At 59.6% G+C, this 20638-nt stretch carries 21 protein-coding genes and 1 pseudogene; 6 read left to right on the plus strand and 16 right to left on the minus strand.

Annotation, left to right across the window (positions count from 1 at the left end; translation table 11 throughout):
- Positions 1-61: 61 nt before the first annotated feature.
- Genes DSM104440_RS00575 through DSM104440_RS00590 form a run of 4 tightly spaced genes read right to left on the minus strand, consistent with a single transcriptional unit; the run spans position 62 to position 2577 of the window.
- Positions 62-622 carry a hypothetical protein gene (locus DSM104440_RS00575; RefSeq protein WP_171159775.1) on the minus strand — a complete coding sequence of 187 codons (561 nt, stop codon included), beginning with the start codon at positions 620-622 and terminating at the stop codon, positions 62-64.
- Entirely contained in the window at positions 610-1116 is a 507-nt protein-coding gene (locus tag DSM104440_RS19200) for an RHS repeat-associated core domain-containing protein (RefSeq protein WP_212758153.1), read from the minus strand. The genes DSM104440_RS00575 and DSM104440_RS19200 overlap by 13 nt, the downstream gene beginning before the upstream one ends.
- A 52-nt stretch (positions 1117-1168) precedes the next feature.
- Positions 1169-2071, minus strand: a complete 903-nt coding sequence (locus DSM104440_RS00585; RefSeq protein ID WP_212758154.1) for a hypothetical protein — start codon at positions 2069-2071, stop codon at positions 1169-1171.
- Positions 2059-2577 (minus strand): RHS repeat domain-containing protein, encoded by a 519-nt coding sequence (locus DSM104440_RS00590; protein WP_171159779.1) that lies wholly within the window; start codon positions 2575-2577, stop codon positions 2059-2061. Before DSM104440_RS00590 ends, DSM104440_RS00585 begins: the two co-directional genes overlap by 13 nt.
- A 472-nt stretch (positions 2578-3049) precedes the next feature.
- Between DSM104440_RS00590 and DSM104440_RS00595 the strand changes: the two genes are divergently transcribed.
- From DSM104440_RS00595 to DSM104440_RS19540, 5 genes are all read left to right on the plus strand, one after another.
- Positions 3050-5728 (plus strand): pre-peptidase C-terminal domain-containing protein, encoded by a 2679-nt coding sequence (locus tag DSM104440_RS00595; protein WP_171159781.1) that lies wholly within the window; start codon positions 3050-3052, stop codon positions 5726-5728.
- A gap of 8 nt (positions 5729-5736) precedes the next feature.
- Positions 5737-7038, plus strand: a complete 1302-nt coding sequence (locus tag DSM104440_RS00600) for an RHS repeat domain-containing protein (protein WP_246212131.1) — start codon at positions 5737-5739, stop codon at positions 7036-7038.
- Positions 6996-9968 carry an RHS repeat domain-containing protein gene (locus tag DSM104440_RS00605; RefSeq protein ID WP_171159785.1) on the plus strand — a complete coding sequence of 991 codons (2973 nt, stop codon included), beginning with the start codon at positions 6996-6998 and terminating at the stop codon, positions 9966-9968. Before DSM104440_RS00600 ends, DSM104440_RS00605 begins: the two co-directional genes overlap by 43 nt.
- A 10-nt stretch (positions 9969-9978) precedes the next feature.
- The gene (locus DSM104440_RS00610) at positions 9979-10473 is read left to right on the plus strand and encodes a hypothetical protein (RefSeq protein ID WP_171159787.1); all 495 of its coding nucleotides are present in this window, start codon (positions 9979-9981) and stop codon (positions 10471-10473) included.
- Positions 10474-10581: 108 nt separating this feature from the next.
- Positions 10582-11094 carry an RHS repeat-associated core domain-containing protein gene (locus tag DSM104440_RS19540; protein WP_425509655.1) on the plus strand — a complete coding sequence of 171 codons (513 nt, stop codon included), beginning with the start codon at positions 10582-10584 and terminating at the stop codon, positions 11092-11094.
- Between the two features lie 615 nt (positions 11095-11709).
- Here DSM104440_RS19540 and DSM104440_RS00620 read toward each other — a convergent pair.
- From DSM104440_RS00620 to DSM104440_RS19565, 11 genes and pseudogenes are all read right to left on the minus strand, one after another.
- Positions 11710-11934: a hypothetical protein gene (locus DSM104440_RS00620; RefSeq protein ID WP_171159789.1), complete on the minus strand. Its 225-nt coding sequence runs from the start codon at positions 11932-11934 to the stop codon at positions 11710-11712.
- 94 nt (positions 11935-12028) lie between these two features.
- Positions 12029-12592, minus strand: a complete 564-nt coding sequence (locus DSM104440_RS19545) for an RHS repeat-associated core domain-containing protein (RefSeq protein WP_171165569.1) — start codon at positions 12590-12592, stop codon at positions 12029-12031.
- 609 nt (positions 12593-13201) lie between these two features.
- Positions 13202-13849: an RHS repeat-associated core domain-containing protein gene (locus DSM104440_RS19550; RefSeq protein WP_425509643.1), complete on the minus strand. Its 648-nt coding sequence runs from the start codon at positions 13847-13849 to the stop codon at positions 13202-13204.
- Positions 13850-14147: 298 nt separating this feature from the next.
- Positions 14148-14675, minus strand: a complete 528-nt coding sequence (locus DSM104440_RS19515; protein WP_171159791.1) for an RHS repeat-associated core domain-containing protein — start codon at positions 14673-14675, stop codon at positions 14148-14150.
- A 321-nt stretch (positions 14676-14996) separates the two neighbouring features.
- Positions 14997-15524, minus strand: coding sequence for an RHS repeat-associated core domain-containing protein (locus tag DSM104440_RS19205; RefSeq protein ID WP_212758296.1), 528 nt, complete (start codon positions 15522-15524; stop codon positions 14997-14999).
- A 451-nt stretch (positions 15525-15975) separates the two neighbouring features.
- Positions 15976-16350, minus strand: a complete 375-nt coding sequence (locus DSM104440_RS19345; RefSeq protein WP_171159793.1) for a hypothetical protein — start codon at positions 16348-16350, stop codon at positions 15976-15978.
- 72 nt (positions 16351-16422) lie between these two features.
- Positions 16423-16557: pseudogene (locus DSM104440_RS19555) on the minus strand (hypothetical protein); the annotation flags it as partial.
- Positions 16532-16936: a hypothetical protein gene (locus DSM104440_RS00655; protein WP_171159795.1), complete on the minus strand. Its 405-nt coding sequence runs from the start codon at positions 16934-16936 to the stop codon at positions 16532-16534. The pseudogene DSM104440_RS19555 and the gene DSM104440_RS00655, both read right to left, overlap by 26 nt.
- Positions 16933-17490 carry an RHS repeat-associated core domain-containing protein gene (locus tag DSM104440_RS19560; protein ID WP_171165573.1) on the minus strand — a complete coding sequence of 186 codons (558 nt, stop codon included), beginning with the start codon at positions 17488-17490 and terminating at the stop codon, positions 16933-16935. Before DSM104440_RS19560 ends, DSM104440_RS00655 begins: the two co-directional genes overlap by 4 nt.
- Entirely contained in the window at positions 17480-17785 is a 306-nt protein-coding gene (locus DSM104440_RS00665) for a hypothetical protein (protein WP_171159797.1), read from the minus strand. The genes DSM104440_RS19560 and DSM104440_RS00665 overlap by 11 nt, the downstream gene beginning before the upstream one ends.
- Positions 17772-18365 carry an RHS repeat domain-containing protein gene (locus DSM104440_RS19565; RefSeq protein WP_171159799.1) on the minus strand — a complete coding sequence of 198 codons (594 nt, stop codon included), beginning with the start codon at positions 18363-18365 and terminating at the stop codon, positions 17772-17774. Before DSM104440_RS19565 ends, DSM104440_RS00665 begins: the two co-directional genes overlap by 14 nt.
- Positions 18366-18379: 14 nt before the next feature.
- Between DSM104440_RS19565 and xerC the strand changes: the two genes are divergently transcribed.
- Positions 18380-19393 (plus strand): site-specific tyrosine recombinase XerC, encoded by a 1014-nt coding sequence (xerC, locus tag DSM104440_RS00675; protein ID WP_171159801.1) that lies wholly within the window; start codon positions 18380-18382, stop codon positions 19391-19393.
- Between the two features lie 102 nt (positions 19394-19495).
- Here the strand turns inward: xerC and DSM104440_RS00680 are convergent, their stop codons facing one another.
- Positions 19496-20635, minus strand: coding sequence for a PilT/PilU family type 4a pilus ATPase (locus DSM104440_RS00680; protein WP_171159803.1), 1140 nt, complete (start codon positions 20633-20635; stop codon positions 19496-19498).
- Positions 20636-20638: the final 3 nt, after the last annotated feature.

Genomic DNA, 20638 nt, shown 5'->3' on the forward strand with positions numbered 1-20638 from the left:
GACGTCGAGAGCGACCCAGTCGGGCTACGAGGGGGCGCAAGATATTCAATCGCATTCTTGACTACTTCCTAGGCTTCTTGTCCCGTTCGAGTTCAGTCCTGACCTGCTCGATGTACCGGTGCGAGTACGAATAGACCGCAGTCTGTTCGTGTCCGGAAAGTTGGTTGAATACCCATCGCCGAACGATCCCGTATGGAGCGATCTCTAGCTGGGCGCGGTAAGAGCCCGCGGCGTCGCCGCCCGCAATGGACAAGAGAAGGCTTTCACCTTTCATCTCAATCTCGACTCGTCGAGGATCGTGGAGATCTCCAAACGCGGACGAGCTTAGGTACATGGCTGGCAAGCCGCCCCATTTGACTCCAATGCGCTTAACGACTGCCTCATTGGGTTCGCTGAGACCGAAGTGGAGCGGCGCATAGTTCATGTATTCGTCGAACTCGGTTTTCGACAGCGGTTCTCTTGGCCCGGTATGAACTTCAATCACAACGCGTTGAGCAGCGTTGTGCTCGAACAGCGTCTTGCCAGGCACCACAAGATCCTTGGCAGAGGTCGATCCAATTGCGAGAAGCAGCAAGAGGCTCAGCAGCGGCAGACTCGATTTGCCCGCTCTCAGTTTGAGCATTTCTTCCTCACTCTCAGTTCTCGGTCTGGACTCTCTGCAATCTTCGTTAGAACGTCGTCGTCCAGCTGCAGGCACCCAATCGATCCGCGCCTGTCGTGAATCCAAAAATCCTTGCGGCCGCACATCTTCCCCGGATCTCTCGGCTTCAATTTCATGGCGTTCGCGCCGTAGGCGAACTGGGTAGGTGGCCCGATATCGTAGGTGTTCTCGGGCGGCGGGCCAACATTGGGCACGCATTGCATGTCGGGGTTGTTGGCGCCGGCACCAGCTCCTGCTGGGCCGTATCCGATGAATGTGCGCTTCGTCCCGCTCACGTTATTGAGTTGCCCGGTCCCTGAGCAGAACTCCCAATGGAGCCCGAGTGGATCGACAAGCCCAAGAGGCGCGCTATCCACATAGCCAAAAGTGTTGATTCCACCTTGCAAGCCAATCGGATCGCTCTCAACATATCGGCCGATCCGCGGGTCGTAATCTCGGAAGTAGTTGTAGAGCATCGCGGCAGCAGGCGTCGTAGTCGTGGACGACGCAGTCGTACTGCTAAACGGACTAGGCGATCCAGGTGTGACGGATGCCAACGACCGCCCACCGATCGCCATGTTTGCGCAACAGGTAGTTGTAGCCCACCGCCCCTTGGACGCTCACCGCCGCCACAGCACGCAGCCCGTCACTCGACCGGAACGTCTCTAGTACTACCTTGCTCGCGCCCTGCGAGCAGCCAGGAACAACGCCCCAACCATCACTTCCTAGCCTCCAGGTACGGATACCATCACAGAGAAGTGCGAGACGAGGATCCGAGTCCGGAGGGTAGAACGGGAGGATGGCAGCAAGCAGATCATCGTCCCGAGATGAGGCCTCGAACTTGACGGTCGCCTGCGGCAGCTCAATCCACGTCACCGCAGCCTTCGCGGCACTCGAATCACCGAGGCGTTCCCCGGCCATGCGCCGCAGCGAAGGGATCGCTCTCTTGTCCTTTAGCAAAGCAAGGCTCAGAGCAGCCTGTGTCCTAGCGGAATATTCATCGCGCGGCTGATCAACAGCACGAATGAGCGGCTGAATCATGCCCTCCGACCTGGCCGATGGCGCCACAAGAAACGTCATCCCCCTTGCCCACGGGTACTTCGCCACCGACTTCGCCTGCAGCGCCTCTATCGCCGCTTTGCCGCCCGCGTAAGCTATAGCACTTGCGAGTAGACGTAGCCGCTCTTCATCCTTCTCGGCGGCCATTCGCGCAGCCAGTTGTGAAGCCCCGGCCTCTCCAAGTTCGGTTCCGAGCTTTGCGTCTACCCCCAAGTAGAACGGGTTGTGGTCGTTAGACGCATGGGCCTCGAACATCTTCTCGACGGTTAACGTCGAAGAGGCGCCGAGCGACGCGCTCAGTAGCAGTGCCGCAAGGTTGGCCACCGCCACGAGAGAGTTTGCGGTCAGTCGACAGTTCACTAGAACGCCCACTTGTTGTGATCCTCATTCGGAACTCCCTTGCCCTTTTCGTTCTTCCAGCCGCATGCGTGGGCAAACTCGTGAATAGCGATCGGTCCATAGTTTTTGTTCTTCGGTCCGCCACCGCAAAGAATGATCTCACCGGGTCGCTGCGGATCGAATGCGCCACCGTTGAAGTTTTCAAAGCAGTTCTTCACGCAGCGAACTTTCATCGTCTGGCACTTTTCTTTGATGCAACGGGCCAGCGCAATGTCAGTGATCTGGTTGTCGACACGCTTGCACTCGGCGCTCGCCTGGCTCTGCATTTGATCGCGCTCCGGGCAATCGCTACAGCCTGGACCCATCTCGACCAGGCCGCGTGGGTCAGTCCAGCGTAGCGGGCTACCACTCACATAGGCATAGGTGTTCGGGCCGCCCTTCAGACCGATGGGATCAGACTCAACGTATCGCCCGATCGTCGGGTCGCAATCCCGGAAGTAGTTGTAGATTTCAGCGTTCCTAGCGAACCGAAGATGCATCGGCGCGGATCCGAAGTTGAAGGTATCTGCGCCAAAGCGACATGCTCATGCCGAAGCGCATCGTCCCCATAAGCATAGTCCCGCTGGACCCGTCGCGCGACAGGACGCTCGCGCGCGATGCGATCGAGCACTGGTCGATCATGAAGCTGGATTACTGAAACTCACTTCAATCAATTGCATTTGTAAACTCCGCACGGCCCTGTTTTGCGCGACAAATTCTTGATCCGTTCGACATCGCTTTGTATAATGACGGCCTAATATAAAGCGCCAGGTCGCACACAAGCGAACCTCCGAGCGCGTCACATCAGGGTACTTCCGCACACAGCTTGATCCGGCATTCCAAGCCGGCGGAGAGCTATTGCCCAAAAAAACTCCGTCATCCATTTGCGAGGGGTATCCAGTGTCGCTAGTCGCAAGCTTGTCTCGAATTCGTCCCGGGGTCGTCGCCGGCGCATGCCGATTCTTCACCGTCGTGGCCGCGCTCACGCTCGTTGCAGCCAATGCGTCGGCTGCGAGCAGCAAAGTGGAGTTGATCTATGACGCGGCGGGAAACGTAAAGCAATTCAAGCGCCAGGCTGCGTATGGCCTCGCCATTACTGGCTTCGCACCCGCTCAAGGTCCCGTTGGCTCGACGGTCACGATCTACGGCGCGGGGTTCAGCGCGACCGCGATCAACAACACGGTGATGTTCAATGGAGTTGCGGCCACGGTCTCAGCGGCGGACTCCGGCTCCCTTAGTGTGACGGTGCCGTCTGCCGCGACGTCCGGGCCGATCTCGGTATCCGTCGGTGGGCTCTCTGCTTCCACGACCGCGCCATTCACGATCATCACCGCGGTCCCGCCCGGCTACGCGCCCGAGGACATCATCACGACCGTGCGCTTGTCTCCTGGCGGCGCTCCGGGTTTGGTCGAAGTGGGCCAGCCCATGAAGCACGCGGCCCTACTCGTCGACTTGCTTGCCGACACGTTCTACACGCTGCAATTCGGCTCACTCGCAAACAGCCCTTCCGACGCGAGCATCCAATACAAGGTCTTCAAGCCGGACCTCACGCTTCTCATGCAGGGTTTCTTCGGCATGAGTGCCGCCCGGCCAACCATCCACCTGCCGAAGACCGCGACGGCGGGCGTGTACTTCGTCATGGTGAGCCCGGGAACCGCCGAGCTCTCGACCATGGCCTCCGTCATGGCGGACCCGATCCTTGTTGTCGATGGCACCTCGGTTGCGGTCAGCACGACAGGCCCATGGCAAAGCACCCGCTCGGTCTTTGCAGCGAGTGCGAACCAGCGCCTCGGTCTTGGCATCTCGGGCTTCACCATCCTCCCGTATAGCGCAGGCGGTACCACGTGGCGTGTCTACAAGCCCGATGGAACCGAGCTTGGAATCACCAGCTGCAATGCCGCGGGTGGCGGGTACAGCGGCAACTGCGACGGTGAGTTCCTCGCGCCAGTCGCGGGTACGTACACGATGATCGAGGAGACATTCTTCAACGTGAAGCCCTCGTTCGACATGCAGCTCAGCAACGAGGTCAGCGGCGCGTTGGTCGCAGACGTTGCCAGCAACGTAGTGCTTTCTCGACGCGGCCAGGATGGCCGGTACACGTTCAACGTATCAGCCGGCGACAGCTTCGCCGTCGAATTGTCGGGAGTGACGCCCGATCAAGTAACCCAGGCATTCAACTACTCCGTGCTGCGCCCCAACGGAACGCAGCTCACCTCGAGCTCGGCATCTGTTGACGCACCGGGATACGTGGAACTGGGCACGCTCTCGACGGCCGGCACGTACACGGTTGTCGTGGATCCCGCCGCCGGTGCATACGGCTCAGCGCACCTCAGCGCCCGACAAGGGACAGTGCTCGATACGACCTCCGCGCCCACGGCATTCTCGACGTTGGATGCGGGCGAGAACGTTCGCTTCCGATTCACCGCGACGGCAGGACAAACGGGACTTACGATTGGCGTAGCCCAGTTGGCTCATGTTGGAGCGGGAAGCTCGCCCTCGTATCTCTACGTCGACAAGCCAGACGGCTCATCCGTAACGAGCGTGAGCTGCTACCCGTCGAACCCTGGCGGCCGTTGCAAGGTGAATCTGCCTGCGCTGACGGTCGCAGGTACTTACTCGGTTCGCCTCTGGCCGCCCACCGGCATCAAGATCAGCGGCAACATCGCACTTGCGACGGAACAGACCGGCACACTCGTTTCTGGCACACCGGCCGCGATCAGCGTGACCCGGCAGGGTCAGAACGTGCGCTTCTCGTTTGCAGGTACTGCGGGAGAGAGCACGGCGATCGAGCTTGCCGATCTCGTCACCAGTCCGAGCGGCCAGTCGATCACGCTTCAGGTCTACAAACCCGATGGCGTGCTGCTCACGTCGACGAGCACGAACACGGCCGGAACGTTGCTCAATCTCCCGTCTCTGCCAGTCACAGGGGCATACAGCCTCGTTGTTCGAGACTCGCAGTACGGCGTCGGATTCAGCGGTCGAGTCACGCTCGACCCAGGCGTTGCGCTGGCGATCGACGGCACCATGCCCACGCCGACCACTGTCTACGCCGGCGAAACCGTTCGCTACACGTTCGCTGGAACCGCCGGAGCACGCGTCGAGTTTGGACTCAGCGGGCTGACCTATGCCAGCGCAAGTTCGTCGACGACGTGGATCAGCGTGCTTAAGCCCGACGGCTCCACCCAGACCTCGATGTCGTGCTCGCCCGCGCCAAGCGCGTGTGAGGTGATTGTGGCGAGCCTTCCGATCACGGGAACGTATGTGGTCACGGTCGCCCCTCCGGGGACATCGCTGATTACGGGCGGCAGTCTCGCGCTTTCAACGCCCCACGTGGCGGCACTCAACATCAACGGTGCGTCGGAGACGGCCAACCTCGCTCGTCCTGGCCAGACCGCTCGCTTCACGTTTGCCGGCAGTGCGTCGCAGTTGCTGCGATTGAACTGGACGTCCGCCACGGTTGTGGGCGGTGGAAGCGTCCTGGTGTCTGTCCTCAAGCCCGATGGATCGACGCTCACGAGCGTCTCGTATTCCAACGGCGCGACCGGTGGCATCGACGTGCCATCGCTGCCAACGACTGGAACCTACACAGTGGTCGTTGATCCGCCCGCGGCATCGACGACGTCCGTACCTCTCACGCTGGTGACACGATAGTGAAGAACATGATCAAGCCTCTCATTCGAATTGCACTTGCCTCCCTGCTTATCTTCTCCGGCGAGGTGCTGGCCGCGTGCGCCGATCAAGGCGGCGGGACAAGTTGCCAGGAACCGATGCCAAAGGGCGGTTGGACGTTCGGCGCATGCAGTACCGGCGGCGACTTCCTCGCCTGGAGCGCTCAATGGTGCCTCGCACGCGGCGGCATCTGGGACACGGAAAACGTGTCGACAGGTCCGCGATGCATCGGCACTCCAGTCGAGGTGAGCGAGGGAAACTTCATGGGCATCGCCACGATCGCGGAGACCAATTTCCGCAATGCATGTTCCATGAGCCCGGTCATGGGACCTTGGGGAGACACGATCGCGTCGGGAACGTGCGGCAATCACCAGAACACGTTCACGGGATCGGTGATGACCGCAACGTGGGCGCAGGCGAATTTCACATACAAGGTCGCCACCGAGTCAGGTTGCAATAGCGGGGAGCAGACGGCGAGCTATGTCCTGGGAAAGACTCGGCCCGCAGGATGTGCGCAGGGTTCCGGCGCGGCGGGCGCTCGCTGTGCCCTCCCGCCGCCGTGCGATACGTGCAGGGGAAATCCCACCGACGTGGGCAACGGCGCGAAACGCCAGCACGAGACCGACTATGAGTCGGGCGCGACCGGCGGCCTTTCCTTCTCGCGCTACTACAACAGCTCCGGGACATTCGCCCAGACCGAAAGGATGGCGGAGAACACGGATTTCTGGCGTCACACATACGCGAGCCGCGTCGTTTCATACGTGGGCAACGCGTATCTGCTGGCCGCGATCCAGCGTGCCGACGGGTTCGTTGTCTACTTCAAGACCAACGGCAAGGAGCTGAACAACAACCGAGGCGCCGCGGCGACCATCGAGCAGGTTGCCGGGCCGGGCGCAGCGGCCTGGCGCCACACGACCGCCGAGCGTGACGTCGAGCTTTACGACGCTGCGGGAAAACTGCTGAGCATCACGTACCGCGCGGGTTTCGTGCATACGCTTACCTACAACGTTGGTGGCCAGCTGGAGACGATCACCGACTCGTTCGGAAGAACGATCACGCTGACCTACAACGCCGCAGGAGCCCTCAGCACGATGACAGACCCGGCAGGGCGCGCGCTTACACCTATGGATACGATGCGACGACTGGCAGGCTCGTCACGGCAACATATCCCGGCAACAAGGTGCGGACCTACCTCTACGAGGACGCCAACTGGCCCTTCGGTCTCACCGGGATCGTCGATGAGCGAGACATGCGCCTTTCGACCTATACGTACGACTCCCTGGGGCGCGTAGCTTCGTCACAGCGAGCGGGAGGTGAGAACAAGTACACGTTCAGCTACTCGACTTCTGGTGCTGTTTCAACGACCAGTTCCACCAACGCGTTCGGATACGCCGAGCAGTTCGAGTTCCAGATCGTGAACGACGTGCTCAAGCTCAAGAAAGAAATGGTGAGCGGGGCGGGCCAGAGCACAGCCACCTTCGACGGCAACGGAAATCCGACGTCGCGGACGGATCGCGCCGGCAATGTGACCAACTACGTCTACGATGCGACGCGAAATCTAGAGACGTCCAGGACCGAGGGCTTCGGAACTGCGGTTGCGAGAACCATCACCACTACGTGGCACGCAACCCATCGCCTACCGGCCACGATCACCGAGCCCTCGGGAGTCGCGGGTGTGAACCTCGTAACGGAGTTCACTCACGATGCGTCGGGCAACGTGCTCAAAAAGAAGCTCACGGCAGGAGCGCTCACGCGCGAGTGGAACTACACGTACAACGCTTACGGCCAGGTGCTCACGATCGACGGCCCCCGCACCGACGTTTCTGACATCACGACGTTCACCTACTTCGCGGCGAGCGACACCTGCGTCAGTTGTCGCGGCCAGATTGCCACCGCGACCAACGCGATCGGACACGTGACGAGCTATGTGTACAACAACGATTCGCGTCCTAGCCAGATCACGGATTCGAACGGGCTGGTGACAACGCTTGCCTACACCAGCCGCGGCTGGCTCGAGTCGCGAACGGTCGGCGCGGATGTCACGCAGTACACGTACGACGGCAACGGCAACCTGATCCGGGTGACGTTACCCGACGCATCATGGACGTCTTACGCCTACGACGAGGCCAATGGCCTCGTCGAGATCGCGGATCGTGCAGGTAACAGGATCGAGTACGAGCTCGACGTCTACGGCAATCGCGTTCGCGAGAAGACCTTCGATCCGCAGAGCGTGCTTCGCGGGACACTGCAGCGTCTTTACGACGCCGCGAACCGCCTTCACAAGGAAGTCGGCGCCTCTGGCCAGACCACGGAGTACATCTACAACAGCAATGGTCTCGCCACCACGATCACGGATCCGAACTTCAATTCGACATTGAATCTCTACGATGCGCACAGCCGCTTGTCCTGGAGCCGCGATCCGCTGCAGAAGTACACCAACTACACGTACGACGCGAAGGACCACCTGAAGTCTGTGCAGGATCCTAAGGGCCTGACGACGTCGTACACCTATGATGGCCTCGGGAATCTCACGCAGCTGGCGTCCCCAGACACCGGGACGACAAATTACACGCCGGACTCAGCGGGCAATGTGGCAACACAAACCGATGCTCGCTCGGTAACGACGAGCTACGTCTACGATGCGCTGAACCGCGTGACCGCCGCGAACGTGACCGATGGCACTGTCACCTACGAGTACGACAACCTCACAACTGGTGGAGCGTACGCAAAGGGTCGCCTCACCAAGGTCACTGATCCGTCGGGTAGTACAGCGTGGACCTATGACATCCAGGGCCGCATCACTGCGAAGACCCAAACCGTGACGGCGACACCGACCAACAAATCGTTTGCAGTCGGGTACGCCTTTGCGAGCGCGAGGCCTGCAACCATGACCTACCCGTCAGGGCGGGTTGTGACATACGCCTACGACGTGCAAGGTAGAGTGACAGGCCTGACCATCGACGGCTCAACGATTCTGAGCGGTGCGCTGTACGCGCCGTTCGGTCCCGCAATCAAGTGGAGCTGGGGCAATGCTCAAGCGTATGAGCGCGAGCTCGACTTGGATGGGCGAGTCGCAAGCGTCACGCTTGGGCCTTCCACGGGGATCTATGCGGACATGAACCAGACGTTTGCCTACGATGTTCTCAGCCGCCTGAATGCCGCCAACTTGGCTGCCGGGCAAACTCAGAGCTACACGTACGACTTCAACGGCAACCGCACGAACGCCACCGTCAACGCGGCCTCGACGACATACACGTATCCCGGAACGAGCCACAAGCTCTCAAGTTTGTCAGGCGCCACAACTCGCAGCTTCACGTATGACAACGCGGGGAACCTCACTTCCAGCGCTGGCGTGACGTATGTCTACGATGGTCGCGGACGGATGAAATCGGCTGGGTCCACCGCTTACCTTGTGAATGGCCTGGGCCAGCGAGTGAAGAAGGTATCTGGGGCGGATCTGTTCTTTGTGTACGACGAGTCGGGACGTTTGATCGGCGAGTACAACGCTTCCGGAGCGCCTATTCAGGAAATCGTTTGGTTTGGCGATCTGCCGGTCGCCGTGCTAAAGCCCAACGGCGGCACATTCGACATCTACTACGTCTGGGCGGATCATTTAGGAAGTCCGCGGCTGATCAGCGATACGGCCAACGGCATTCGTTGGGAATGGGCTCAGGCAGACCCGTTCGGAAGCAATGCCGCCAACGAGAATCCGACCGGACTTGGAGCGTTCAACTTCAACCTGCGGTTCCCAGGGCAGTATTACGACGTGGAAACCGGCAACCACTACAACTACTTCAGGGACTATGACCCACGCATTGGGCGGTACGCGCAGAGCGATCCCATTGGGTTGCGCGGTGGACCAAGTACATACGCATACGTAGACGGAAACGCTCTGGCGGTTGTGGACCCGTTCGGTTTGAAGGGGAGTGGCTGGGGCGTACTTGATTGGTTTAAGCGGCGTTTTCTGCCCGATCCTGCCGAGCTGCCTGGCATGGTCCTCGGCGAGGCCTGCGCCAAGTTCTGCATGGAATTGAACAACCGTCGACGCGATCGCCGCGAAGTGGCCACAGAGATCTGCAATCGGTTGATGCCGCCCAGTCTTCTCGCCACCCCCCCAGGACAGTCCGCGATGCTTGAGTGCATCAACACCTGCGTTTCAATTTCGGAGTCAACTTGTGAGAAGAAGCTTGCCTTCAACTTCTGCCCCCTATCCGCCAGCTAGTAGATGGAACGTGGCGTTGGTGTTGGCGGTAGCGCTGATCACCATTGGTTATTTGCCGTCGCTTTGGCCGCTGCCATCGACTATTGCTGCCGATGCCATCCGCGAGGTGGGCACCCATGCTCCCGGTCTTTCGGCAGAGGCGACAGAACGCCTATTGGCTCAGACCGCCCACTCGCTATGGACGTGGTGGGCGATTCACCTTGTGATCTTCGTCGTCGGGGTAGCCGTTGTCTGGATCTACGTAAGACGCAAGTTGATATCCCTGCGCGCGACGATGGCCTTCTTCTTCATCGGCATCCTCGCGACCTGGGCGGCTGTGTTGGCAGGAGGCGCGGGGCCAATCGAGTTCGTTCGATTTCACGTTGGATTGATTGGAAAATTCATGGATGACGGCAATTTTCGGGAGCTAGTAGTTGTTACGCACAGGATTGTGGCCGGCGTCGCCTTTCATTTGGGTCTACTCGTCTTGGCAGCGTGCCGACTTGAGCGGCGAAGGAGCCACTGAAATACCTCTCCAGGGCACGCAGTAATTGCACGCACTCCGACCCACGAGGGCAGTACTACGCATGAAACAGGCAATCACTACAACTACTTCCGGGATTACGACCCGAGGATTGGGCGATACGTTGAGAGCGACCCCATTGGCCTTGCGGGCGGTCCCAATACTTTTGGGTACGCGGGAGCCAACTCGCTTAAACACTCTGATCCCGAGGGCCTAGATTATTGGATCGAGAACGCCGCTCGGACGGAACAGCAGTGCCCTCAACAAGGGTGTGGCGCGCATCAAAGCGTCTGCGTCGGCAAGCCGCATGGAAAGCGCTTCTGCATCAGCTTCGGTCGCCTTGGAGATCAGGGGTACTGCTTCGCAAACTGTGTAGGTACGGTGTATCAGGATCGCTCTCCTCCCGGGCCGATCGAACCGGGCAGCTATCGCCAGTCAAGCGGTGCAACCGACAAAGCCATTGAAGAAAACCTTCGGCCAGGACTAGGCGGCACGGGCCGATATGACTTTTTCGGGTATCCGGCAGACAACTGCCGAACATGGTCGCAAGGCGTGTTTAACGGAATCGACAGACGATTCAGAGGCACGCCCTCGCGTCCGCCGACTCCGACGGGGAATCGTTGAATGAAGAGGTTATCGATTGGCGTTGGTGCATTGACGGCGGCTGGCTACGTGGTCAGTCTCTTGGGCTGCCTCGGGACGACTGGACCATCTTTGCTCGGTCAAGGGTGTGCCGCCATTGGACCACTGCTTAGAGCCCCTTTTCTCTACTGGCTGCCATATGCAAGAAGCAACTACGTTGGCGTCGATGCTCTCTACCTTGCAGTTCTCGGGAACGCATTGGCTTGGGCCATAGTCGCTGCCGCTGCATGCGAACTTACGCTACGCCTGCGCCGTAAGGGACGGAGTTCTGCCTAGGTCAGGTCACTACAACTACGGCCGCAAGGACCTTTGGATTCACGACAGGCGCGGATCGATTGGGTGCCTGCGCTGGACGACGACGTTCTAAAGAAGATTGCGGAGAGTCCTGACCGAGAACTGAGAGTGAGGAAGAAATGCTCAAACTGAGAGCGGGCAAATCGAGTCTGCCGCTGCTGAGCCTCTTGCTGCTCGCAATTGGATCGGCCTTTGGGGCTTGGCTCGCCGCCGGCAGAAACGGGGCCTGCCAAGAACGAGATGGCGATAACCAACACCGCACGGGGAAGCCACGCCATATCTTTCTTCACCTCATCAACGGACCTAGAGTCCGCCGATGACTTCCAAGACGCGGCCCGATCTGCCCACAAGAATGTAGAGCTTGCCGCCGGGGCCGTGCACAACAGGCCTTGCAATGACGGTCCAGGAACACATGTCTTCACTTTCCACGGCATCGAACGAAGCGAAGTCCTTTTCGATTCCCCTTCTGGCGAGCTCCCGCTTGGCGAGACTCTTCGCTTGATCCTCCGAGATATTGGCCTTCGCCACTTTGCACTCGGCCACACGCTCAGATTCCGTGACAGGCCTCTCTGCATGTGCACAGCCGGGAAGGACGACAAGGATGAAGATAAGCGAGAGCCGATTAGTCACGTCCACCCCCATTGAGGCAATTCGACCTGGACTCGGCACCCCAGGCTTTCAAGATGATTCTTACGCGCTCCCTGCACGCATTGTCCGAGCCACAGCGATCGACGCGCATGCACTTCTTGGTGTCAGCGTACGCCAGGCACTCGCTTGCATAGCCGTCAACGTTGCGCTTCCAGTCATTTTGGCGCTCTGGCGCAGGTTTGCAGCTCGGGCAGGGAGGAGTCTGCGGATGGTGTATGTCTTCATGACGCTTCCCACATTCCTGCACCATCGCTCGAACCTTGTCGTTGTTTTCGTTTCGAGGTGAAACACATGAAACCTTCCTTCCCTCACAACAAATCACCCAGCCATAGTCCTTGCCGCCTTGTCCCTGTTGATCAGACATCTGGCAGCAAGCTCCGTCGCTCATCAATCCAGACCGGTCCGTGAAGCCGAGCGGATTGCCACTGACGTATGTGAACGTGTCGAGTCCTCCGCCGAGTCCTATTGGATCGCTCTCCAGGTATCGCCCGATCCTGGAGTCATAGTCCCTGAAGTAGTTGTAGTTGCAATCACGGATCCTTCAAACATCGTCTGTTTTCATGGCGACCATCGAAGGCCAACGCGACTAGCGCTAGTTGTGGCTCGGGATGCTGGTCCTTCGCGAGCGATGCGGAGCCGTGCAGTCGAACCGTAGCCGTGTACCGAGCACCGTTTCGGGCGACGAAGTAGGTCCCGTATCCGTGGTCCACGCCTGAGTAGATCGGCTCGTTGCAAACGTCGCCCGCTGAGCCAATTTGGACCGAACGCATTTGTCCGCGCAAGTACCCGAATGCGGGAACGCATTCATCCCTTCCGCGCGACCACTGGAAGTCCCTCATTGGACGGTCCTCATCAACGACAATCCTCCCGATCTCGTCCACAACTCGTACAGCGAGTCCTCGACCGGAGGAGAGGCTCTCGCAGCTACCGCTGGTTACATGAAGGCCCAATACGAATCTTGCGCCTGCGTCCAACGTGGGAATCTCGAAGTGACGCTCTTGGCTACGACCAAGGTCGATTTCGCCCAGGGCGATCATTCCTCGCGGAGAGCCATCGCGTGACGCATCAGGCGACTCATCCTTACTAAGCTGCGCACATGACGACAACAGCGTGAGAGCAAGTGCAAGTGCGAGACGTATGAGCATGCTCAGCCACCCCCCATAGAGGGCACGGGCGCCGAGTACGGGCGGGGCGTGCTGTCCCATCCAGGAGCCCAGGGACCACGCGGCTTGGTCAGCTTGCAACCCCTAGCCACAGCGCCGGCGAAGGAATTGCTGTTCGGCCCACCAACAGCACTGTAGTCGCTGGGGTCGGGGTAGTTGGAGATCGCCTTTTGAACGCACTTATCCGTGTCGCAATCATCCGTCCAAGGACCGCATTCACTCTGACCGGGATCGTTGAAGCTTGCGTCGCCACGAATGCGGCCTTGACCCGGAACGCCCGATCCGGCCGGCGCTGGATCCATGTCGCCATGCAGGCCGAATTGCCTATTGGAGGTGTCAATGAAGCAATGCGAAGCCAAGTTGAAAGTCGCGGGGATGCTTCGGCAACAAACTCGCGCCTTCAATCCAAGGAAGTCTATCCAACGAAGCGGCGAACCATGGACGTACGCATATGTGCCAACGCCGCCCCTGAGCCCGATCGGATCGCTCTCGACGTATCGCCCAATCCTCGGGTCATAGTCCCTGAAGTAGTTGTAGTACGGCACTCCTGGTGATCTCACACGACTGTCTATCGGTGAGCGGCCGACTGTTGGTCTCGCGCGAGCTCGTCCAACTCGGACTCCTCGAGACACATGAACGTGAGCTCGCCACCTGGCGTCTCTATCTGCGATGCATCCGTACCGCCTGCCACGGCACGCGCCACAACCCAAGCATTCCGCGGATTCCTGCCTCCAAATTTGGACTCGTCATCTTCAAGGTCCATGAGCAAGTGGCACTCAAAGTGCTCACCGGATGGGGAGCCGGCAAGCCACGCCATCCATTCGGCCAGCGACGCGAACGCCGCTCGATTGCCGTACACCTTTGCGCCGCCCTCTTCCAACACAAGACACACTCGTGCTCCCGGCTTCTTCGTCGGCATTCGAATCTCCGTCATTGAGCGGCGGCGCCCAGCCCAAGTCCCAAACCTAGACCAGCGCCCAGCGGACCGGCAAGGCAAGCGCCGCCGATAATCAGACCACCGATCACGATCCCTGCCATCGTCTGTTGGCATCTCGGCCCGCACATGTCCTTTGTCTCGGGATTCGGGATGCGACCCCAGTCCTTCAAACATTTCTCTACTCCGGGCGGCGGAGGCTTGGACCCGTCACACAACGATCCATCCTTCTTGACGCACCCGCGAGGCTGTCCGGGGCACTCCCAGTGTGTGTGCGCTCCTTTGAACTGATCACTATCAAATGTGACCTTGCACCGTCCACACATCTTGGAGTAGAGCTTTCCTTCAGGGTCGATGTTTGCGAGTGGATTGGCCGTTACATACGCGAAGGTGTTTAGTCCTCCCTCCAAGCCTATCGGATCACTCTCGATATATCGTCCGATTCTTGGGTCGTAATCCCTGAAGTAGTTGTAGACCTTGCGACGCCGATTTCGTTTGGTACGCCATATGCAGCCCGAATGCATGGGAGGTGCAGTTAGCTATCGGCATGCGGGCGCATGCTTACCGACCTCTGGGCAGCTATGACGCCTTACTCACAAGCTTCCACGCAATCACAATTGCCATGAGCGCCACAACTACGAACCAGCCAACAGTCTCTCGTCGTGTGACCAATGAACTTCGCCCGAAGCGTCTCGAATACCACTTCAGTAGTGCGGGTGGCCCGATCACAAAGTGCCACCACCACTGCACCGGCTCATCCAGGCGCCTGCCGTGTTTCTGAAGAAACACGAGGACCAACGCAAAGTAGACCAATGCTGCGGCTATACCTGCCAAGGCGAAGGCGTTCATTTCAGGTCACATCCCCAGATAAACGTGTAGCACGTGATGAGGGCGAGGCCCCCACCCAGTCCAAGCCCGGCTCCCATACTCCCGCCGCCTGGACTGCCGATTGGCGCTTGGACTCCTAGCGGACCGGCTGACCCACTGACTTGCGTGTCTGACCACGAACCCCCAAGGCCGCTACAGCTCTCAATGCCGTTGATCGTTCCAAGAATATTCCAGCTCGCACCCCCACCAATAATCGCCCCTCCACCGAAACAGATTTGAGTGGTTCTGCATCGAAGGCGCTTGTTGCTGCGGCACACCACGTTCTGGCGAGACCCACCCATATACCCTCCGGCAGCAAGGCTCGCGCCGAAGTCACCCATCTCCTGGTCCCAAGTGCCGCCCGAGCACTTACATTCTTTGGAATCGAGGGGGCACGAAGCGAGTCCGCGCGGATCATCGAACCGCAGCGGGCTGCCCTTCACATAGCCGTACGTGTTGAGTCCGCCGTTTAATCCAATCGGATCACTCTCAACGTACCGTCCAATCCTAGGGTCGTAATCCCTGAAGTAGTTGTAGTGTGCCTCACTGCGATGCGGGGTAGCGCGCGGGCGAAGGCACGGCCGCTATTTCGTGCGACAGGAGTTCGGGATCGAATTGGACTTTGAACCCCCGCGAATGATGTAGAGTTCCGCCCGTGCCAAGTCGGCCCGGCATGCATCACCGGATTTGCTCGCAAGTTCGACGGCCCGCTCAAGCGTGCGCTCGGCGTCGGCGACTTGCCCCATTGCCGCATGCAGAATGCCGCGGCTCCTGAGCCTTTCCGAGCTCGCTGCACACTTTGCGATTGCTTGGTCCATCATCGCCGCAGCCTCAGCCAGCTTCTTGTGGCCCGCGAGCTCCGTAGCCGCCAGGTCTACCTCCTCACAAGACATACCTTTGACGCTCCCTTCATCGCGCTGAGCGCAGGACATCACGCAGAGTAGTGCGAGCGCCACGCTACTTATTGAGGGCCTTGCATTTCTCATCGCAGTCAAACTCCATAATGAGTTTCGCGTTCGACGAAAGGCCGCCATTGACCTTCTTGATTTCCCAGTCTCTGGTTTGCCTACCGTAATATGTCTTTGGCCCGACGGTATTCCACTCGGCAATGGTTGGCTTCTCGCACTCAAAGCAAATCGTTACGTTCCTCGTCACCCGTTGGAAGTAGCTGCGAACGTCCATCATCGTGTTTTCGCGAGCGCAAACGCAGGTATAGGCACTCCACGGAATCACACCCTCCGCCCCTTCAATCTGAACATCAAACACTTTCCAGCGGTTCCAGACGCCCGTAGGCCCCTCTTGGCCATATAGCAGTCCATTGGGCATCGTCATGTTCAGGCAAATAAGACCTTGCGGATCGATTGCGGTCAGCGGCTTGGAACCCGCATAGGTGAATGTCTGAGGTCCAGCCTGAAGTCCAATCGGATCGCTCTCAACGTACCTGCCGATTCGCGGGTCATAGTCCCTGAAGTAGTTGTAGCGAGCGTCACTGCGGACTCGTCCGGGCGGGAGACTACTCGCGCCGGTCCCGCTTTGCAGCCGAAGTTACAGCTGCCGCCACTATCCCAAGCATGACTAGGACAGCTGCCTCAACAACGGGGAAGCTCAGCAGTACCGCTCCAAAGGTCCCTCTGAAATACCACCATGCGAGCGACACCACAGCAGACGAGAGGAGGCCAGCCACCATCCAGCTTCTTGACGGCATGGCGAGGCCGACTGCCATCCCGGGCAGTATGTGCATTAGGACTTTCCCCACCTGTGTGACTGCTTGTTGGAGGGTTGTCGAGCCGTACGTTAAGGGATTTCCATGCGCTTCTGCGGCAACAGAGTTGGTGACGACAATCGCGAGAAATGTCGTCGCGAATGCCGCGAGCCAGATGAATGCACCGCGAACCATTTTCAAGGTCATGTCGATCACGTCCTACCGGGTGGCTTTTTCCGTACCTTGACGCAGTCAGAACCCGCACGCTCTTCAAAGGATGTGCGGCTCCGGAACCATGGACCGCTGGTCACTTCCTTTGCGTCGATCGGGGTGGGCTTGCTCCAGTCACTGCATGTCAGCGACCCCTCGCCGCCGCATGGCGTGCAAGTCGAGCAGGTTTTGGAGGTACGGTTGAGTTGCCAAAACTGCACGTTGCGATACATCTCGACGGTGAACACCGTGTCTCCAACGTAGCGAACGCAAATGGACAGACCGTTCAATTCCCAACTCCACTTCGGAGTTCGCCACGATTTTTCGGTCATGATGTTCTGATCGCCCGCAGCATCCCATTGGTCCCTGATCAAGATTGTCGTTCGACACGCGAGGCCGAACTCATCAAGAAAAACAAGCGGGCTAGCGCCAACGTATCCGTAGGTATTGAGACCCCCATTCAATCCGACGGGGTCGCTCTCAACGTACCGCCCAATCCTCGGGTCATAGTCGCGGAAGTAGTTGTACTCAGACCGGGAAGTCGTGGTTCTAGTCCAGATTTATCCTGCGGAGCTGGCCGTCAGGAGCGAGTTCCACGGACATTACGCCGCTCGGCTTCGGCGGATCATCGCGAATGACTACTCGATAACCGCATCCATCACGCTCAAACCTGACGTAGAGGTTGTCGTAGGAAACCAAACCAATCCCTCGGGCCTTCAACGCCTCGAGGGCCTTGATCAACACCTCTGTCTTGGTCAGTTCTCGCTGAGGACAAACAGTCTGCGCTTCGGCGCAAGTCATCGCCATCAAGAGCGATGCCAGTAGGCAGCGTTGAATCACGTTAGCGACAGCCATGATTGACTCCCTTTCCGACGACCAAGACGGACAATCGATCCTGCAGAGTGAACTGGCACGAGATGTCATTGCCGCAGTCGTCAAGACCCTTCACGAGGCAGTTCATCTCGACGTCATACGCCTTGCACTCGGTGCTAGGGTACTTCCCTGAACTGATCGGAGCGCGATAGTTACCAGGGTTGTTGCACTCAACGTCCGGCATGTGCGCCAGCTCGTGCTTCATCTTGCACCCGCATCGTAGTTGACCGCCTTTCGATTTCTCGTCGTTGCAGTAGGTGCACGCAACCTTCCGCCCGCCACAGCACATGACAGTTCCGCCAAATTCGGTTCCACCTCCCGGGACGCCCTTGCAGCAACCTTCATTCTGTCCGCAGTCGGAATCGACAAGACCAAGGCGATCGAGGCGTGTCAAGGAATTGCTGCGCACATAAACGAACGTATTGGCGCCCGCCTTCAGACCAATCGGATCGCTTTCAACGTACCGAGCAATCCGCGGGTCATAGTCCCTGAAGTAGTTGTAGATTTGAGCGTTCTGGGACAACCGCAGTTGCATCGGTGCGAATCCGAAGTTTGAAGTCATCGCGTCAGAGAGCCATGCTCAGGCCCAAGCGCTCAGTTCCACTAAGGATAATCCCGCCGGACCCGTCACGCGACAATCCGCTTCGCGAGCTGCAGGGACGCTTCCTCCGGTGGACCCTTGCCATTGGATTGGCAGAGCAGACTGCAAACATTCGTCGCGCGGCCCTCGACTACTTCCTCCGGTGGTGCGATGCCCATGGGATACAGCAGGCCTCGCAGATCACGCGAGGGTTGCTCGAGGAATACCAGGCCAGTCTCCACGGCTTTCGGAAGCGCAATGGTCGGCCGCTCGCATTGAATACCCAGGCGACCAGGCTTCATCCCATCCGCGCGTTCTGCAAGTGGCTGTCGCGTGAAGGTGTTGTCGAGTCCAATCCTGCAGCGGACCTGCAAATGCCGCGCCTCCCTCGCCGGCTGCCGCGTCACGTTCCCTCCGTGGCGGAGGTTGCTCGCTTGCTGGCGGTGCCGGACGTTGCCACGGCATCTGGCGTTCGCGACCGGGCCATCCTCGAAGTGCTGTACTCCACGGGGTTGCGTCGCATGGAGCTCGTACAGCTCCAGGTCTTTGACGTTCAGGTGAACGCCGGTGTCGTCATGGTGCGGGGAGGAAAGGGCGGCAACGACCGGGTCGTGCCGCTGGGACCTCGAGCCGGGCACTGGGTGAGTGCGTACCTGGCGAACGTGCGGTCCGGCCTGGCGGGTCCGATCGACCCCGGAAAGCTGTTCCTCACGGACTATGGCGAGCCCTTCGCCAAGAATCGGCTCGGCGACTTGGTGAAGCGCTACCTCGGGAGGGCCAGGATCGGCGCGCCGGGTGCGTGCCACATGTTGCGACACGCCTGCGCGACACACATGCTGGAGAACGGCGCGGATATCCGGTTCATCCAGGTACTGCTCGGGCATGCCGATCTCTCGACGACGCAGGTTTACACCCAGGTGTCGATATCGAAGCTGCGCGAGGTGCATGCGTGCACGCACCCCGGGTCAATGCGTGGAAACAAACAGGGCCCGCGGCTGCGGGCCCTGTGAGATGCGGAAGCTGCTTGATGTGAAGCCGAAAGCAGGTCCCTCGCAACACTCGGGATGACGACATTTCGGGAGGCGGTTGTCTCCCTCTATGTCGTCACACCGTTACTTCACGATTTCCAAGTGCTCCAGTCCCGATCCGAGATCGCGGTTCTTCGCGTTCTTGGACTCCAGCTTGATCTTGAGACGGATGTCGTTCACCGAGTCGGCATTCCGCAGCGCGTCTTCGTAGGTGATCATGTCGGCTTCGAAGAGATCGAAGAGCGCCTGGTCGAAGGTCTGCATGCCGAGCTCGCGCGAACGCGTCATCAGCGCCTTCATCTCGTGCACCTCGCCCTTGAAGATGAGGTCAGACATGAGCGGCGAGTTGAGCATGATCTCGATCGCGGCCACGCGGCCCTTCACGCCCTTCTTCGGGATGAGGCGCTGCGAGATGATGGCCTTCAGGTTCAGCGACAAGTCCATCAGCAGCTGGCCGCGGCGTTCTTCCGGGAAGAAGTTGATGATCCGGTCGAGCGCCTGGTTGGTGGAGTTCGCGTGCAGCGTGGACATGCACAAGTGGCCGGTTTCCGCGAAGGCGATGCCGTACTCCATCGTCTCGCGCTCGCGGATCTCACCGATGAGGATTACGTCGGGCGCCTGGCGCAGCGTGTTCTTCAGCGCCGCGAACCAGTTGTCCGTATCCACGCCGACTTCGCGCTGGCTCACGATGCAGTTGTTGTGCTCGTGCACGTACTCGACCGGGTCCTCGATCGTGATGATGTGGCCGTAGGAGTTCTCGTTGCGGTGGCCGATCATCGCGGCGAGCGAGGTCGATTTCCCCGAGCCCGTGCCGCCCACGAAGATCACGAGGCCGCGCTTGGTCATCGCGACGTCTTTGAGCACGTGCGGAAGGCCGAGATCGTCGAACTTCGGGATCGTGGTGGTGATGGTCCGCAGCACGAGGGCCACGCGGCCCTGCTGCACGAACGCGTTCACACGGAAGCGGCCGATGCCCGACGGGCTGATCGCGAAGTTGCACTCGTTGGTGGCTTCGAATTCCGCCGCCTGCTTGTCCGTCATGATCGACCGGGCGAGCTCCTGCGTGTGCACGGGCGTCAGGCTCTGCTCCATCGCCTTGGTCACCTTGCCGTCGACCTTCATCGCCGGCGGGAAGCCCGCGGTGATGAAGAGGTCCGAGCCCCTGCGCGCGATCAGTGCGCGCAAGAGGTCGTGCATGAACTTCATTGACTGTTCGCGTTCCATGGC

Origin of the sequence: Usitatibacter palustris, assembly GCF_013003985.1 — a bacterium.
Taxonomy (GTDB): Bacteria; Pseudomonadota; Gammaproteobacteria; order Burkholderiales; family Usitatibacteraceae; genus Usitatibacter; species Usitatibacter palustris.